General features: G+C 69.0%; 11 protein-coding genes and 1 pseudogene. 10 read left to right on the top strand and 2 right to left on the bottom strand.

The window, feature by feature from the left end:
• The 6 genes and pseudogenes from VGD93_RS00680 to VGD93_RS00655 form a co-directional block, all read left to right on the top strand.
• Positions 1-1900 (top strand): annotated as a pseudogene (locus VGD93_RS00680) (peptidase M16); the annotation flags it as partial.
• Between the two features lie 52 nt (positions 1901-1952).
• Positions 1953-2390, top strand: coding sequence for a thioredoxin TrxC (gene trxC, locus VGD93_RS00675; RefSeq protein ID WP_395008178.1), 438 nt, complete (start codon positions 1953-1955; stop codon positions 2388-2390).
• Between the two features lie 34 nt (positions 2391-2424).
• Positions 2425-3426, top strand: a complete 1002-nt coding sequence (locus tag VGD93_RS00670) for a ligase-associated DNA damage response exonuclease (protein ID WP_395008176.1) — start codon at positions 2425-2427, stop codon at positions 3424-3426.
• Positions 3423-4997 carry a cisplatin damage response ATP-dependent DNA ligase gene (locus tag VGD93_RS00665; RefSeq protein WP_395008174.1) on the top strand — a complete coding sequence of 525 codons (1575 nt, stop codon included), beginning with the start codon at positions 3423-3425 and terminating at the stop codon, positions 4995-4997. The genes VGD93_RS00670 and VGD93_RS00665 overlap by 4 nt, the downstream gene beginning before the upstream one ends.
• Complete coding sequence (locus VGD93_RS00660; protein WP_395008172.1) at positions 4997-5284, top strand: UvrB/UvrC motif-containing protein; 288 nt, start codon at positions 4997-4999, stop codon at positions 5282-5284. The genes VGD93_RS00665 and VGD93_RS00660 overlap by 1 nt, the downstream gene beginning before the upstream one ends.
• A gap of 215 nt (positions 5285-5499) precedes the next feature.
• Entirely contained in the window at positions 5500-7671 is a 2172-nt protein-coding gene (locus VGD93_RS00655; RefSeq protein ID WP_395008182.1) for a sensor domain-containing protein, read from the top strand.
• 5 nt (positions 7672-7676) lie between these two features.
• Here VGD93_RS00655 and VGD93_RS00650 read toward each other — a convergent pair whose 3' ends face one another.
• Both VGD93_RS00650 and VGD93_RS00645 read right to left on the bottom strand, forming a co-directional pair.
• Positions 7677-8072 (bottom strand): MerR family DNA-binding protein, encoded by a 396-nt coding sequence (locus VGD93_RS00650; RefSeq protein ID WP_395008170.1) that lies wholly within the window; start codon positions 8070-8072, stop codon positions 7677-7679.
• Positions 8059-9774 (bottom strand): long-chain-fatty-acid--CoA ligase, encoded by a 1716-nt coding sequence (locus tag VGD93_RS00645; protein ID WP_395008168.1) that lies wholly within the window; start codon positions 9772-9774, stop codon positions 8059-8061. Before VGD93_RS00645 ends, VGD93_RS00650 begins: the two co-directional genes overlap by 14 nt.
• A gap of 198 nt (positions 9775-9972) precedes the next feature.
• On the opposite strand from VGD93_RS00645, the gene VGD93_RS00640 reads away from it, so the two are divergent.
• The 4 genes from VGD93_RS00640 to VGD93_RS00625 form a co-directional block, all read left to right on the top strand.
• Positions 9973-12462, top strand: a complete 2490-nt coding sequence (locus VGD93_RS00640) for an acyl-CoA dehydrogenase (RefSeq protein WP_395008166.1) — start codon at positions 9973-9975, stop codon at positions 12460-12462.
• Positions 12463-12498: 36 nt separating this feature from the next.
• Entirely contained in the window at positions 12499-14469 is a 1971-nt protein-coding gene (locus VGD93_RS00635; RefSeq protein ID WP_395008164.1) for a 3-hydroxyacyl-CoA dehydrogenase NAD-binding domain-containing protein, read from the top strand.
• 11 nt (positions 14470-14480) lie between these two features.
• The gene (locus tag VGD93_RS00630) at positions 14481-15761 is read left to right on the top strand and encodes an acetyl-CoA C-acetyltransferase (RefSeq protein ID WP_395008162.1); all 1281 of its coding nucleotides are present in this window, start codon (positions 14481-14483) and stop codon (positions 15759-15761) included.
• A 218-nt stretch (positions 15762-15979) separates the two neighbouring features.
• Positions 15980-17061 (top strand): peptide ABC transporter substrate-binding protein (locus VGD93_RS00625; protein WP_395008180.1); only part of this gene is annotated, 1082 nt, incomplete at its 3' end.

Raw genomic sequence — 17061 nt, 5'->3', positions numbered from 1 at the left:
CTATTTCACCGTCGGCCTCAAGGGCATTGCCGAGGCCGATGCCGACAGGGTCGAGGCCATGGTTTTCGCGACGCTCGAGGGCCTCGTCCGCGACGGGATCGACCCCGGCACCGTCGCCGCGGCGCTCAATACCGTCGAGTTCCAGCTGCGCGAGAACAACACCGGCTCGTTCCCGCGCGGCATTGCGCTCATGTTCCGGGCCATGCGCACCTGGCTGCACGGCGGCGATCCGCTGCAGCCGCTGCGCTTCGAGGGGCCGCTTGCCGCGCTCAAGGCCGCCATCGCCCGCGGCGAGAAGGTGTTCGAGGCGCTGATCGAGCAGCATTTGCTCGCCAACCGCCACCGTACCACCGTGCTGCTCAACGCCGATACCGGCAAGGCGGCGCGCGAGGCCGCCGAGGAGCGCGCCCGGCTCGAGGCGGCGCAGGCGGCGATGACGCCGGAGCAACTGGCCGAGGTCGCGGCGACCACTGCCCGGCTCAAGGCGCTGCAGGAAGAGCCCGATCCGCCGGAGGCGCTGGCCCGCATCCCGGCGCTGACGCTTGCCGACCTGCCCCGCGGGGAAAAGCCGATCCCCGGCGCGCGGGAGATGCTGGCCGGCGTGCCGCTGTTCACCCATCCGCTCGCCACCAGCGGCGTGCTCTATCTCGACCTCGGCTTCGACCTTGCGAGCGTGCCGGGCGAGTTGCTGCCGCTGCTGCCGGTTTTCGCGCGGGCGCTGCTGCAGACGGGCACGACCAGGGAGGATTTCGTCGCGCTGACCGAGCGCATCGGTCGCGACACCGGCGGGATCGGCACGCAGCGATGGAATTCGACGCGCCGCGACGGCGTCGGCACCGCCGCCTGGCTGTTCCTGCGCGGCAAGGCCGTGCCGGACAAGGCGCAGCAGCTCTGCGCCATCCTCGCCGATGTGCTGACCACGGCGCGCCTCGACAACCGCGAACGCATCCGCCAGATGGTGCTCGAATCCAAGGCCGGCTTCGAGAGTTCGCTCGCCGGCATGGGCAACGGCATCGTGTCGATGCGGCTAAGGGCACAGTTCAACGAGAGCGACTGGCTCAGCGAGCAGCTTGGCGGGGTCAGCCACTATTTCTTCCTGCGCGAACTGGCGCAGCGGATCGACACCGACTGGGCCGGCGTGCAGGCGCAGCTCGAGGCCATTCGCGCGCATCTGCTCAATCGCGCGGGCATGGTCGCCAACGTCACCGCCGATGCGCCGGCGATCGACGCCTTCCGGCCATTGCTCGGAGCCTTTCTGGCCGACCTGCCTCAGGGCGGCAGGACCGGGGACGGCTGGGGCTTCGCGGCCGCGCCCCGATCGGAAGGGCTCACCTTCCCCGGGCAGGTCAACTACGTCGCCAAGGGCGCCGACCTCGCACGCTTCGGGCTGCGGCCCAGCGGCGGGCTGGCCGTCGCCATCAAGCACCTCAACACCACCTATCTGTGGGACAGGATCCGGGTGCAGGGTGGGGCCTATGGCGGTTCCTCGAGCTACGACCCGTTCTCGGGCAGCTTCGCCTTCACCTCCTACCGCGACCCCAACCTGCTCGCGACCCTTGCCAATTACGACGGGGCGGCGGCCTATCTGCGCCAGCCGGTCAGCGAGCAGGACCTCACCCGCTCGATCATCGGCGTCATCGGCGCCATCGACACCTACCGGCTGCCCGACGCCAAGGGCTTCGTGTCGATGCTGCGCGCGCTGGTGGACGATACCGAGGCGGCGCGCCAGCAGCGGCGCGAGGAAGTGCTGGGCGCGACCCGGCAGGACTTCCTGGCGCTGGCCGAGGCGCTCGAGCAGGTGGCCCGGCACGGCGAGGTGGTGGTGCTCGGCTCGGAAGCCGCGATCAGGGCGGCCAACGAGGAGCGCGGCAGCTTCCTCGAGGTCACCAGGGTGCTGTAGGCGGATTGACCGGGATCAAGCGCAGTTCGGCATTGCAGGACAAGGTACGGCCATGAGTGATGACGTGCACATCGTGTGTCCCGCTTGCGGTGGCACCAACCGCGTGCCGGCCGGCAGGGATGCGCGCCAGGCCAAATGCGGGCGCTGCGGCGCGGCGCTGTTCACCGGGCAACCCGCCGCGGCCGATGCGGCCCGGTTCGACAAGCAGGTGACCAGGAGCGACGTGCCGGTGGTCGTCGATTTCTGGGCCGACTGGTGCGGCCCGTGCCATGCCATGGCGCCCATCTACGAGCAGGTCGCCCACGAACTCGAGCCGCGGTTCCGCTTCCTCAAGCTCGACACCGAGGCCGAGCCGGCCATTGCCGGGCGCTACAATATCCGCGGCATCCCGACGCTGATGGTGTTCAGGCACGGCAAGGTGCTGGCGCAGCGCGCCGGCGTGCAGGACCGCAACAGCCTCAAGGCCTGGCTCATGCCGTACGGTTCCTGAACCGCGCGGGGCCGGGCTGCGTTATGATGCGGCCATGGTCGAGCCGTTCCTCCACCGCAACCTGTATGTCGCTCCCATCGATGCCTTCATCGATCCGCCGCGGCCGCAGGCGCGCGCCATCGTCACGCACGGCCATGCCGACCACGCCCGGCCGGGCCATGGCACGGTGCTGGCCACGCCCGATACCATCGCCATCATGCAGGCGCGCTACGGCGAGGAGTGCGCCGGGCGCTTCGAGCCCCTCGACTACCATGTCCCGCTGCTTGTGGACGGGGTGACGATCACCCTGATTCCGGCGGGGCACATCCTCGGCTCGGCACAGGTGCTGCTCGAATATGAAGGCCAGCGCATCGTCGTCACCGGCGATTACAAGCGGCTGCCCGACCGCACGGCGCAGCCGTTCGAGCCGGTCGCCTGCGACCTGCTGGTCACCGAGGCGACGTTCGGGCTGCCGGTATTCCAGCACCCCGACCCGGCGCTGGAAGTGGCCCGCCTGCTGCGCTCGGTCGCGGCCTTTCCGGCCCGCGCCCATGTCGTCGGCTGCTATCCGCTGGGCAAGGCACAACGCGTCATCGCGCTGCTGCGCGCGGCCGGGTACGAGGCGCCGATTTACCTGCACGGGGCGATGCTGGCGCTGTGCGCCCTCTACGAGGCGCGCGGCATCGGGCTCGGCGAGTTGTGCCATGCCCTGGACGTTCCGGCCGGCGAGCTTGCCGGGCAGATCGTCATCGCCCCGCCATCGGCGCTGCGCGACCGCTGGAGCCGGCGCCTGCCCGACCCCGTGCTGTGCATGGCCTCCGGCTGGATGAGCATCAAGCAGCGGGCGCGCCAGCGCGGGGTCGAGCTCCCGCTGGTGATCTCCGACCATGCCGACTGGAACGAATTGCGGCAGACCATCGCCGAAACGGGCGCGGGCCGGATCTGGGTCACGCATGGGGCCGAGGAAGCGCTGGTCCACCACTGCCGGCAACAGGGGCTCGAGGCCGAGCCGCTGGCCCTCCAGGCCTATGAGGACGGCGGGGAGGACGAGGATTGAAGGCCTTCGCCCAACTCCTCGAGCTGCTGGCGCTGACGCCGTCGCGCAATCGCAAGATCGAGGCCTTGGCCGCGTATTTCGCCAGCACGGTCGACCCGGATCGCGGCTTCGCGCTGGCCATCCTCACGGGGGCCCTCACCTTCAAGAACGTCAAGCCGGCGGTGCTGCGCGAGGTGGTGACGCGCGAGGTCGATCCCTACCTGTTCGCCCTCAGCTACGACTTCGTCGGCGATCTCGGCGAGACTATCGCGCTGATCTGGCCGCATCAGGGAGAAGGCGAGGCGCTGCCCTCGCTAAGCGGGGTGATCGAACTGTTCAACACGACGTCGAAGGCCGAGCTGCCGGGCCTTATTGGCTCGCTGCTGACCCGGGCGGGTATCAACGAGCGCTGGGCGCTGGTGAAGCTCGCCACCGGGGCGCTGCGCATCGGGGTCTCCGCCCGCCTGGCGAGGACCGCGCTCGCCGCCATGAGCGGCAAGGCGCTGCAGGACATCGAGGAAATCTGGCACGGGCTGGCGCCGCCCTATGGCGAGCTGTTCGCCTGGCTCGACGGCAAGGCCGGCCGGCCCGAGATCGACCCGACGGCACGCTTCCACCCGCTGATGCTGTCCAACCCGATCGAGGCCGGCGACTTCGAGAAGCTCGACCCCGCCGACTTCGCGGCGGAATGGAAATGGGACGGCATCCGCGTGCAACTCATCGCATCGCGGGGGCGGGTGTCGATGTTCTCGCGCACCGGCGACGACATCGCCGCGGCCTTCCCCGACGTCGTCGACAACGTCTTCGGCGACGGCGTGCTCGACGGCGAACTGCTGGTCGGGCACCATTTTGATCCCGCCCCGTTCAACGATCTGCAGCAGCGCCTAAACCGCAAGCTGGCGACGCACAAGCATCTCACGCAGCTGCCCGCCTTCGTGCGCGTCTACGACCTGTTGTTCGACGAGGACGCGGACATCCGCACGCTGCCATGGAGCGCGCGGCGGACGCGACTCGAGGCGTGGTTCGGCCGGCATCCGCAGGCAAGGCTGGATTTGTCCGAAGTGCTGGACTTCGCCGGCTGGGAGGACCTGGCGGAACTGCGCCGACGCGGGGCCGACGAGCACGGCCACGAGGGCGTCATGCTCAAGCGCAAGGCCTCGCCCTACGTGCCGGGCCGGCCCAAGGGTCTTTGGTTCAAGTGGAAGCGCGATCCCAACGTCGTCGACGCGGTGCTCATGTACGCCCAGCGCGGCCACGGCAAGCGTTCGTCGTTCTATTCCGACTACACCTTCGGGGTATGGAAGCAAGACGAGATCGTCCCCATCGGCAAGGCCTATTTCGGCTTCACCGACGAGGAGCTGAAACAGCTCGACCGGTGGATCCGGCAGAACACGGTGCAGTCCTTCGGGCCGGTGCGGGAGGTGCGCAAGGCGCTGGTGTTCGAGGTGGCGTTCGACTCGGCGCAGCGCTCGAGCCGCCACAAATCGGGAGTCGCGCTGCGCTTTCCGCGCATCAGCCGCATCCGCTGGGACAAGCCCGCGGCCGAGGCGGCGACGCTCGCCGACATGCAGATCTTCCTGGAGGCCACGTGATGTCCCTGAGTGCGATCGAACGCCGGATTGCGGCGCTGGCGGAGCAGATGCGGCAGGCCGCGGCGGCCGAGGATTTCGAAGCGGCGGCGCGCTTGCGCGATGAGATCGCCGCCCTCAAGGGGCAGGAGCCGGCCGGGTCGGCGCTGGTCCGGCAGCCGCCGCCGGGGCAGATGGGACTGGGCACGCACCTGCCGGTCGTCGCCCCGCCCGCGGGCTGGACGCGGCCGCGCCGGCCCGACCCGATGACGCGATCGACCGGCCGCGGCCGCCCGCCGGCGAAGCGCTAGCCCAGGCCGCGCCGCGCCTTAACCATGCAATCGGCCGGGCGCCGGTTGTGTCGCATTGCGACATCCCCGTAACGGGTTTGTTCAGGACTCGGGTCGCACCTTGGACACCGTCCGGTCGCCTGCACAAGGCGATCCCGGAGCCAGTTGCGAGAGGCAGAATGGGCGAGGGGACAGCAACCGTCGCAAACGCTCACACCGAGCTGCGCTTGCTTCAGATGACGGCCGACGAGACGGAACGCGCGCTGTACGTGACGGATGGGCGCGGCGCCCTGCTCTATGTCAACCGGGCCTTTCGCGACATCTTCGGCTACACCGCCGAGGAGGCGCTCGGCCGGCCGGCGCTGGAGCTTCTGGGGCAGAACCGCCTCGACGCGCGCACGCTGGAGCGGCTGACGGGACAGGTGCGCAAGGGCCGCACCTTCCACGAAGAGATCCGTGCCTTCGACAAGCACGGCAAGGAACTGTGGATGCTGGCGACGGTGCGGCCGGTGCGCGGCGCCGACGGCCAGGTCGACAACCTGGTGTGTTCGCTCGAGAACACAACGGAGAGCCGGAAGATCCAGACGCTGCAGCGGGACGTGCTCGAGGCGGTCGCCCAGGACATGCCGCTGCGCCAGGTCGCCGACCTGATCTGCCGGCGGGTCGAACAGATCTTCCCCGAGACCGTGTGCAGCATCGCGGCCGTCGATCCTGAAAAGCGGCTGCGGCCGCTGGCCAACCCGTCGCTGCCCGACTACTACGCTCAGGCCCTTGACGGCGTCCCCATCGGCCCGGCCAGCGGCACGTGCGGCGCCGCGGCCCATCGCGGCGAGCCGGTGATGAGCGAGGACATCGCGACCGACCCGCTCTGGGCCGAGCTGTCGGGGGCGGTGCTGCCGCTCGGCCTCAGGGCCTGCTGGTCGAGCCCGATCCGGCTGCGCGACGGCCGGGTGGCGGGAACGTTCGCCTTCTACTTCCGCGCGCCCCGGCTGCCCGGCCCCTGGCACGAGGTCGTGCTGTCGGCCTGCCTGCACCTGTGCGTGGTGGCCTTCGAACGGCACGAAGCGAAGTCGCGGATCAACCGGCTCGCCTATTACGACTCGCTGACCGGGCTGCCCAACCGGGCGCTGCTGCGCGACCAGATCGACGACGCGTTCCGCAACGCGCCGCCCGGCCGGCGCATGGCCTTCCTGTTCCTCGACATCGACAACTTCAAGGACGTCAACGATACGCTCGGCCATCCGGTGGGCGACGAACTGCTCGTCGAGATCGCGCGCCGCCTGCGCAGCCAGCTCGCCCCGGGCGACCTCGTCAGCCGGCACGGCGGCGACGAGTTCGTGATCATGCTGGACGACTGCGACGCCGATCGCGCCGCCCTGACCGCCGACGGCATTCTCGATGCGCTGCTGCGTCCCGTCCATATCAGCGGCTGCTCCCTGCCCGTCACCGCCAGCATCGGCATCAGCCTTTATCCGGAGGACGGCGCCGACCGCGACACGCTGCTCAAGAATGCCGACGCCGCCATGTACCAGGCCAAGGCGGACAACGGGGCGACCCACCGCTTCTTCAACCGGCAGATGAACCAGGCCGGCCAGGACCGCCTGCTGCTCGGCGGCGCCCTGCGCGAGGCCATTGCGCGGCGCGGCCTGCAGTTGCGCTACCAGCCGCTGGTCTCGGCGCGTGACGGGCGGCTGCTCGGTGTCGAGGCGCTGGCGCGATGGACCCACCCCACGCTCGGGGAGATCGTGCCCGACCGCTTCATCCGCCTCGCGGAACAAGCGGGGCTGATCGAGGCGATCGGCGAGTGGGCGCTGGAGGAGGCCTGTGCGCAGCTCGCCGCCTGGGACGGCAAGGGCCTGCGCGTGCCCTATGTGTCGGTCAATATCTCCCCCGTGCATTTCCGCAACCGCCAGCTGCTGCCGGTGGTGGCGGCAGCGCTCGACCGCCACGGCCTGACGCCCCGAAGGCTGCTGATCGAGATCACCGAAGGGGTAGTGGTCGGGGACTGCCCGACGGCGCTCGAGAACACGCGGGCGCTGCGCAGCCTCGGCATCCGGCTGGCGATGGACGATTTCGGCACGGGCTCCTCGAGCCTCAGCCATCTGGCACGGCTGCCGGTGACCGAGCTCAAGGTCGACCGCCACTTCATCGCCGGCATCGAGGAGGATGAAAACGCCCGCAAGCTGGTCACCGCCGTCATTCGGATCGGCCAGGGGCTCGGCCTCAACGTCATCGCCGAGGGCGTGGAGACGGAAGCGCAGCGGCGCTTCCTGCAAGCGCTGGATTGCGACGCAATGCAGGGCTTCCTGGTGGCGCGGGCGCTGGCGCCCGCCGAGTTCGAAACCTGGCTCGCGGCGCGTGCCGGCCGGGCGACCGGCAGTGGTCCGGACACCGTCTCGGCCGCCTGACCCCGCTAGCCGCCCTGGGCGATGCGTTCGGCGGCGAGCTTGCGGATCTCCCTCAGTTCGGCGATCGTGGTCTGCAAATCGTGCAACTGCCCCTCGAGCAGCTCGAGGCGCTGGTCCACCATGTCGATCAGCAGGTTGACCTGTGCGGTCTGCGAGTGCGCGTCGTAGAGGCTGAGATAGTCCGAGATGTCGCGCAGCGAGAAGCCCAGCCGCTTGCCGCGCAGGATCAGGATCAGCCGGGCGCGGTCGCGGCGCCTGAACACGCGCGTGCCGCCGACGCGGTCGGGGTGAAGCAGACCCTTGGATTCGTAGAAGCGGATGGCGCGCGTCGAGATGCCGAACTCGCGGGCGAGGTCGGCAATGGCGAAGAGTTCGCGGCTGTCCGGCTCAGGCCGGTTCACTCTTGCGCTCTTTCATCTGGCTGTATTCCTCCCGCAGCTCCTTCTTGGAGAGCTTGCCGATCAACGTCTTGGGCAGAGCCTCCTTGAAGATGATCTCGCGCGGCATTTCAAGCTTGTTCACCTTGGTCGCCAGGTACTTCTTGAGCTCTTCCTCGGTGGCCGAGGCGCCGCTCCTGAGCTTGACGAAGGCGACGGGGACCTCGCCGCGGTGCACATCGGGGACGCCGATGACGTTGCTCTCGTCGACCGCCGGGTGTTCCGCCAGCGCTTCCTCGATGGTGCGCGGATAGACGTTGAAGCCCGAGCAGATGATCAGGTCCTTGATGCGGTCGACCAGGAACACGTAGCCGTCGGCATCCATGTAGCCGACGTCGCCGGTCCGCAGCCAGCCGTCCATGAAGGCGTCGCGCGAGGCCTGCGGGCTGTTGTAGTAGCCCAGCATGACCTGCGGTCCCTTGACCTGCAGCTCGCCGCGCTCGCCCAGCGCCGCCGGCTTGCCGCTGTCGATGTCGACGAAGCGGACGTCGGTGGCCGGCAGCGGCTGGCCGATCGACAACGGCTTCGAGGGCACGCGCAGCGCCGCGCAGCAGACGACCGGCGATGCCTCCGTCAGGCCGTAGCCTTCGGCGAGGAGCGCCTTGGACACCTTGGCGAAGGCGGCGCGTGTCTCGTTGGGCAGCGGGGCGCCGCCGGAGATCACCACTTCCAGTCCGCCCAGATGTGGCTCGGCGAGCTTGCCCGCGTTGGCCAGCGCGGCGATCAGCGTGGGCACCGCCGGCAGGATGTTGACGCCGGTCCGTGTCAGCGCGCCGAGGAAGGCCTTGAGCTCGAAGCGCGGCAGCAGGATGACCTGGGTGCCGTTGCACAGAGGCACGTTCATGCACACCGTCATCGCGAAGATGTGGAACAGCGGCAGCACGGCGATCACCCGTGACGGCGGGTAGAAGATGCCGCATCCCCAGGCGTCGATCTGGCTCATGTTGGCGGCGATGTTGGCGTGGCTGAGCATCGCGCCCTTGGGCAGCCCGGTGGTCCCGCCGGTATATTGCTGCACCGCCACGTCCTTGTGCGGGTCGATGGCGGCCGGCGCTGGCGCGTCGCGGTGCCGCGCCATGTCGGCATAGGAGGTGATCCTGGCGGCGACCGGCGAGGCTTTGGGGCGCGCGAGATCGCGCCGCTTGAGCAGCTTGAACAGCAGGCGCTTGACGCCCGGCAGGGCGTCGGGGAAATGGCAGACGATGAGCTGCTTGACGTGGCCCGCCTGGGTCAGCGCCTCGGCCTTGTCGAACAGCATCTTGAGGTCGAGCGTGACCATCAGTTCGGCGCCGGCGTTGGCGGCGATGTGGGTCAGTTCGTGGACGGTGTAGAGCGGGTTGCAGTTCACCACCGTGCCGCCGGCCCTGAGGATGCCGAAATAGGCGATGACGTAGAACGGGGTGTTGGGAAGCAGCAGGGCGACGCGCGTGCCCTTGCCCACGCCGAAGCGGGTCTGCAGCGCCGCGGCGAAGGCGTTGATGGCGCGGGCCAGTTCGCCGAACCGGGTCTTCTTGCCGAGGAAGTCGAGGGCGTCGGCATCGGGCTGCCGCGCGCAGGTCGCCAGCAGCTGCTCGAACACCGGCGTCGAACTGACCGGCACATCCCACTGGATGCCGTCGGGATAGTGCGCGATCCAGGGACGCGGAATGTCTGCGTCGGAGGCCATGCCGTTCTCCTCTGCGGGCTATTCGCTGCCCTTTGCCGGAACTATCCCATCTCATGACGTTAGCGTCAAACGCTTCACGCGGCTCTGCGCCCATTGGGTCGATTGATTGACGTATACGTCAAGTACCCCTATTGTTGCTGGAAAGGCGTGCGGGTCGCGCCTAGAGTGACTCGGAGCGACTGACCCAAGGAGGGCGACGTGACGCTGGCGCTCATCGTAATCGGTATCGTTGGCTTCGCGGTGCTGAGCATGCGCCGGGCGCCGCTCTGGCAGTGGGCCGTCGCCGCCGCGTTGCTGGGCGTACTGAGCCGGTTCGGAGTCGACGCGCAGGGTCTCGGCATCCATGTCGACGCCTGGGGCTGGATCGTGGCGCTACTGCCTGGCGCCATCCTCGCCCTGCTGGTCATTCCGCCCGTGCGTCGGCTGCTGCTCGCCGCCCCCGTCTATGACGCGGTGAGGGCCATACTGCCCCGCGTCAGCCGCACCGAGCAGGAGGCGCTGGACGCGGGCACCGTCGGCTGGGATGCGGAACTGTTTTCGGGCCGCCCACGCTGGGACAGGCTGCTCACGGTGCGCAAGCCGACCCTGACGCCCGAGGAGCAGGCCTTTCTCGACGGACCCGTCGAGAAGCTCTGCGCCATGATCGACGACTGGGACATCCGCCACAACCGTGCCGACCTGCCGCCGGCCGTGTGGAGCTTCCTCAAGGAGGCGGGGTTCCTCGGCATGCTGATTGGCAAGGAGCATGGCGGCCTGGGCTTTTCGGCGCAGGCGCAGTCGATGGTCGTCTCCAAGATTGCCAGCCGCTCGGTGTCGGTGGCCATCACGGTGATGGTGCCCAATTCGCTCGGGCCCGGCGAACTGCTCGAGAAATACGGGACGCCAGCGCAGAAGCAGAAATACCTGACCCGCCTCGCCAGGGGGCAGGAAATCCCCTGTTTCGCGCTCACCGGCCCGCACGCCGGCTCCGACGCGGCGAGCATGCGCGACGTCGGCGTCGTCACCTACGACATGTACGAGGGCAAGAAGACGCTCGGCGTCAAGCTCAGCTGGGACAAGCGCTATATCACGCTGGCGCCGGTCGCGACGCTGCTCGGCCTCGCCTTCCACCTGCACGACCCCGAGCATCTGCTGGGCGAGCGCGAGCATGTCGGCATCACCCTGGCGCTGGTGCCGGCCGGGTTCAAGGGCGTCGAGATCGGGCGGCGGCACTACCCGGCCCGCGCCGCCTTCATGAACGGGCCGACCCGTGGCCGCAACGTGTTCATCCCCATCGATTTTCTGATCGGCGGGGCCGATTGCGCCGGCCAGGGCTGGCGCATGCTGATGGAGTGCCTGTCGACGGGCCGCGCCATCTCGTTGCCGGCCATCGGCACCACCTCCATCAAGCAGGCCCTGCGCACGAGCTCCGCCTATGCGCGCATCCGCCGGCAGTTCGGCATCCCCGTCGGCCTCATGGAAGGGGTGGCGGCGCCGCTCAGCCGCATGGTCAAGAGCGCCTACGCCTTCGAGGCGGCGCGTGCCCTCACCGCCTCGATGGTCGACGAGGGGCAGAGGCCGGCGGTCATTTCGGCCCTGCTCAAGTACCGCACCACGGAGGCGATGCGCGAGCGCATCAACGACGCCATGGACATCCAGGGCGGCCGGGCGGTGCAGGACGGGCCGGGCAACTACCTGTTCTCGGGCTACTCGAACACGCCGGTCGCGATCACGGTGGAAGGCGCCAATATCCTCACCCGCACGCTCATCACCTTCGCGCAGGGAGCGCTCCGGGCCCACCCGTATCTCTATGCCGAGATCGAGGCGGCCCAGAGCCCCGACCGCAAGGCCGGGATCGGGGCGTTCGACGCGGCCTTCGGTGGCCACGTGAGCTACATGCTGCGCAACATCGTCGGCAGTTTCCTGCACGCGGTAAGCTTCGGGGCGCTGGCCTCGAGCCCGGTCGAGCACGAGATGGCGCGCTGGTACCGGCAGCTGGCGCGCTACGCGCAGAGCTTCGCGCTTGTCGGCGACTGGACCGTCGCCTTCCTCGGCGGCGACCTCAAGCGCAAGCAGATGCTGTCGGGCCGCATGGCCGACATCCTCTCCGATCTCTACCTGCTCTCGGCGGTGCTGAAGCGCTACGAGGACGACGGCCGCCTCGAGGAGGACCGCCCCATCGTCGACGCCGTCGCCCGTGACTGCATCCATGCCCTGGAGCAGAGCTTTGCCGCCGTCTTCGCCAACTTCCCCAACGCCGTGCTGCGCAACCTGATGCGCGTTCTGGTGTTTCCGCTCGGACGACACGCCCGGCCGTCCTCCGACCGCGAAAGCTACCGGCTGGCGCGCGCGGTGCTCAGGCCCGGGACGTTCCGCGACCGGCTGACGCCGGGCCTCTACGTGTCGATGGATCCCAAGGATGTCACCGGCGTTCTCGAAGATGCGCTGGTCAAGGTCACCAGGGCGGAAGAGGTGGAGACCAAGTTCGTCCGCGCCGTCAAGAAGGGCGTCATCGAGCGGCGGCTCGACCGCGACGCCATCACCGATGCGGTCGAGGCCGGCGTCCTCACCGAGGCGGAGGCGGCGACGCTCAGGCTGGCCGACCAGGCCACCGATCGGGCGATCCGGGTCGACGATTTCGAGGCGGACGAGCTTTCGCCCCGGCAGCTGGCCCGCGAGCCCAGGGCGCTCGGGGATGCGGCCGAATAGGGGCTTCGACAGCACGAGACGACAAGGAGCCGGAACTTGGCCCAACCGCAGATGCCGCATTCCAGGAACTGGCGCTTCGAGATCGATTTCGAGGGCCTGGGCTGGCTGACCATCGAGACGCCGGACGCCGCGGTCAACACGCTGTCGCGCGAGGCCGTCGCCGAACTCGAAACGCTGGTGCTGCGCTTCGAGGACCTGATCGCCTCGGGCGAGCTCAACGGCGTCATCCTGCTCTCCGGCAAGGACAGCGGCTTCATCGCCGGGGCCGACGTCAGCGAGTTCGACGAGATGTCCGATCCCACGGTGTTGCCGGCGGCGCTGCAGCGCGCCCATGCGCTGTTCGATCGCATCGAGGCGCTAAAGGCCCCGTTCGTCTGCGGTATCCACGGCTTCTGCCTGGGGGGCGGGCTGGAGCTGGCGCTCGCCGCCCATTACCGCATCGCCGTCGACGACGAGCAGACCCGCATCGGCTTCCCCGAGGTCAACCTCGGCCTTTTCCCCGGTTTCGGCGGGACGGGCCGCTCCATCCGCCAGGCCGGAGCCGTCGACGCCATGCGGATCATGCTGACGGGCCGGCTGCTGCGGGCGCGGGAAGCAAGGCGCATGGGGCTGGTGGACCGGCTGGTGCGGCATCGCGACATGCTGCGCTGGGCTGCGCGCAGGGCCGTGCTCGGCCGGCAGAAATCGGCGCCCGCGCCGGTTGCCCGGTCGTTCATGGCGCTCGGCCCGGCGCGCCGTTACCTCGTCAGGCGCATGCGCGAAGAGACCGCCAGGAAGGCCCCGCCCGAGCATTATCCGGCCCCGCACGCGCTGATCGACCTGTTCGAGAAGCACGGCGACGACTGGCGCGCGATGAGCCGGGGCGAGATCGACGCCTTCGTGCCGCTGATGGCATCCGACACCGCCCGCAATCTGCGCCGGGTGTTCTTCCTGTCGGAAGGCCTCAAGAAGCAGCGGAGCAAAGGCCATGAGGCGCCGCAGCTGCGCCGCGTGCACGTGATCGGCGCCGGCGTGATGGGTGGCGACATCGCCGCCTGGTGCGCGCTGCGCGGCATGGGGGTGACGCTGCAGGATGTCGACGCCGAGCGCATCAAGCCCGCGCTCGATCGCGCCAAGGCGCTGTTCCGCAAGCGGCTCAAGACCCCCACCGCCGTCGCCTCCGCCGTCGCCCGGCTGGAGGCGGACGTCGCCGGCAAGGGTCTGGCCCGTGCCGACGTCGTCATCGAGGCGGTGGTCGAGACCCTCGAGGTCAAGCGCCAGGTCTTCGCCGAAGTGGAGGCGCGCGCCCGTCCCGACGCCATCCTCGCCAGCAATACCTCCTCGATCGAACTCGAGCGGATCGCCGAGCCGATGGCGAACCGCTCGCGGCTCATCGGTCTGCACTTCTTCAATCCGGTGGCGCAGCTGCCGCTGGTCGAGGTGGTGCGCAGCCGCTTCAACACCGACCTCGACGTCAGCCGCGGGGTGAGCTTCGCCCTCGCCATCGGCAAGAGCCCGGTGGTGGTGAAATCGGCGCCCGGCTTTCTCGTCAATCGCGTGCTGATGCCGTATCTGCTGGGGGCGGTGGAACGGGTGGAGCGCGGGGAGAGCCGGGAGTTGCTCGATGCCGCCGCCGTCGCCTTCGGCATGCCCATGGGGCCGATCGAGCTGATGGACACGGTGGGGCTCGACATCGGCAGGAACGTCGCCCTCGAACTGGGGCACCCGGTGCCCGAGGGCAGCCGGTTCGCGGCGCTGGTCGCCGCGGGCAAGCTCGGCCGCAAGTCGGGCGAGGGCTTCTACCGCTGGGACAAGGGCAAGCCGGTAAAATCGGCGCCACCGGTGCATGACGACCTCGCGCAACTGGGCCGCGACCTGGTCAGGCCGCTCGTCGATGCCACCGTCGTCGCCGTCAGCGAGGGCGTGGTCGCCAGTGCCGACCTCGCCGATATCGGGGTCATCCTCGGAACCGGATTTGCGCCCTTCCTGGGCGGGCCGCTGCGGGCCCGCCAGGACGGCAAGGCATAGGAGCAGCCAAGATGGCCGAACTGCGCCGCATCGCCATTGTCGGCAGCGCCCGCATTCCCTTCGCCCGCGCCTATAGCGGCTATGCGGACGAGACCAACCTGTCGATGCTGGCAACCGCGCTCGCCGGGCTGGCCGACAGGTTCAACCTCAAGGGCGAGAAGGTCGACGAGGTGATGGCGGGGGCGGTGATCAAGCACAGTCGCGACTTCAACCTCGCCCGCGAGGCAGCGCTGGACGCCGGCTTTTCCCCGCGCACCCCCGGCATCACCGTGCAGATGGCCTGCGGCACCAGCCTGGAGGCGGCGCTGGCGCTCGGCGCCAAGATCGCGACCGGCGAGATCGACTGCGCCATCGCCGCCGGCGCCGATACGGTGAGCGACAGCCCGGTGGTGTTCGGGGACAGGTTTCAGCACCGCATGATCGCGCTGCGTCGCGCCCGCACCGCGGCGGAGCGGCTCAAGGCCCTCCGCGGCTTCTCCCCGGCCGAACTGGCGCCCGTGGCGCCGTCGACCGAAGAGCCGCGCACGGGGCTGTCCATGGGCGAGCATTGCGAACTCATGGCGCGCCAGTGGGACATCTCGCGCGAGGAGCAGGACCAGCTCGCGCTGCGCAGCCACCAGAACGCGGCCCGCGCCTACGATGAAGGCTTCCACGACGACCTCGTCGTGCCCTGCGCCGGCGTGCTCAAGGACAATAACGTGCGCCCCGACACCAGTCTCGAGAAGCTGGCGGCCCTCCAGCCTGTCTACGATCGAAAGTCGGGCAAGGGCACGCTCACCGCGGGCAACTCGACGCCGCTGACCGATGGCGCCGCCGCGGTGCTGCTGGCCAGCGAGGAATGGGCGAAGGCGCGCGGGCTGCCGGTCCTTGCCTATCTTGTGCACGGACGGGTGGCGGCCAACGATTTCGCCGGCGGCGACGGGCTGCTGATGGCCCCCACCATCGCCGTCGCCGAGCTGCTCGAGCGCAGCGGGCTGGGCTTCGCCGACATCGACCTGTTCGAGATCCACGAGGCCTTTGCGGCGCAGGTGCTGGCAACGCTCGAGGCCTGGCGCGACCCGGGCTACAACAGCAGCGTGCTCGGCCGTGACACGCCGCTCGGCGAGATCGATCCCGACCGCATCAACGTCAAGGGCTCGAGCCTCGCCTACGGCCATCCCTTTGCGGCGACCGGAGCGCGCATCCTCGGCGTTGCCGCCAAGCTCTTGGCGACGACGCAGAAGCAGCGGGCGCTGATCTCCATCTGCACCGCCGGCGGCATGGGGGTCGCCGCCTTGCTCGAGCACCCGTGACGCCGGGCGGGCCGGGCCGCGCGGCGCACTTCACGCCGCCGGACGGCTGTTGACGCTTACGTCATGCTTTCGCTTGTCAAGGTGCAGCGTCCCTGATTAAGGTTTGGCATCTTGACCAGCGGGTCAAAAATGGCGCTGGCAACAACAAGCCGGGACGTCGATCAACCCCGGCACCGTCGTGGGAACCGAATTTTCAAGGGAGATGGGACAATATGAAAATAACGAACGTCCTGAAGGCGGTCGTAACCGCCGGCGCCGTGGCGCTATTCATGGGAGGAGCGGCGCAGGCCGTCACGCTCAATCTAGGCAACGGCAGCGAGCCGGGCTCGCTCGACCCGCACAAGGTCTCCGGTGACTGGGAAAACCGCATCGTCGGCGAGTACATGGAGGGTCTCGTCGCCGAGGACATCCGCGCCAACGCCATTCCCGGCCAGGCCGAGTCCTGGACGATCTCGGACGACGGCCTCGTCTATACGTTCAAGCTGCGCAGCGATGCGCTGTGGTCCGACGGCGTGCCGGTGACGGCGCAGCATTTCGTCGACGCCTTCCAGCGCCTGTTCGACCCGGCAACGGCGTCCGAATACGCATATCTGCAGACCCCGATCAAGAATTCCGCCAAGATCCAGTCCGGCGAAATCACCGACTTCAGCCAGCTTGGCGTCAAGGCCATCGACGACAAGACCCTCGAGATCACCCTCGAGGCCTCGACCCCGTACTTCCTGCAGGCGCTGACCCACTACACCGCCTATCCGATCCGCAAGGACGTCATCGAGAAGTTCGGCGACCAGTGGACGCAGCCGGGCAACATCGTCGGCAACGGCCCCTACAACATCGTCGAGTGGGTGCCGGGCTCGTACCTGCGCGGCGTCAAGTCCGACACCTATTACGGCAAGGACGCGCTGAAGATCGACGAGATCCGCTGGGAGAATACCGAGGACCTGACCGCGGCGCTCAACCGCTACCGCGCCGGTGAACTCGACATCCTGACGGACTTCCCGGCCGACCAGTACGAGTTCCTGCAGCAGAACTACCCGGGCCAGGCCCACGTCGCGCCGTTCCTGGGCATCTACTACTACGTGCTGAACCAGTCCAAGCCCCCGCTGGACGACGTCAACGTCCGCAAGGCGCTGTCGATTTCGGTGCTGCGCGACGTGATCGGGCCGGACGTGCTCGGCACCGGCGAACTGCCGGCCTATGGCTGGGTGCCCGATGGCACGGCCAACTACGAGGGCGTGCCGTATGCGCCCGAGTGGGCCGAGCAGCCCTATGAGCAGCGCGTCGCCGAAGCCAAGCAGCTGAT

The sequence above is a fragment of the Devosia sp. genome (assembly GCF_036406155.1).
Lineage (GTDB): Bacteria > Pseudomonadota > Alphaproteobacteria > Rhizobiales > Devosiaceae > Devosia_A.
This window is presented reverse-complemented; position numbering and strand designations above follow the sequence as displayed.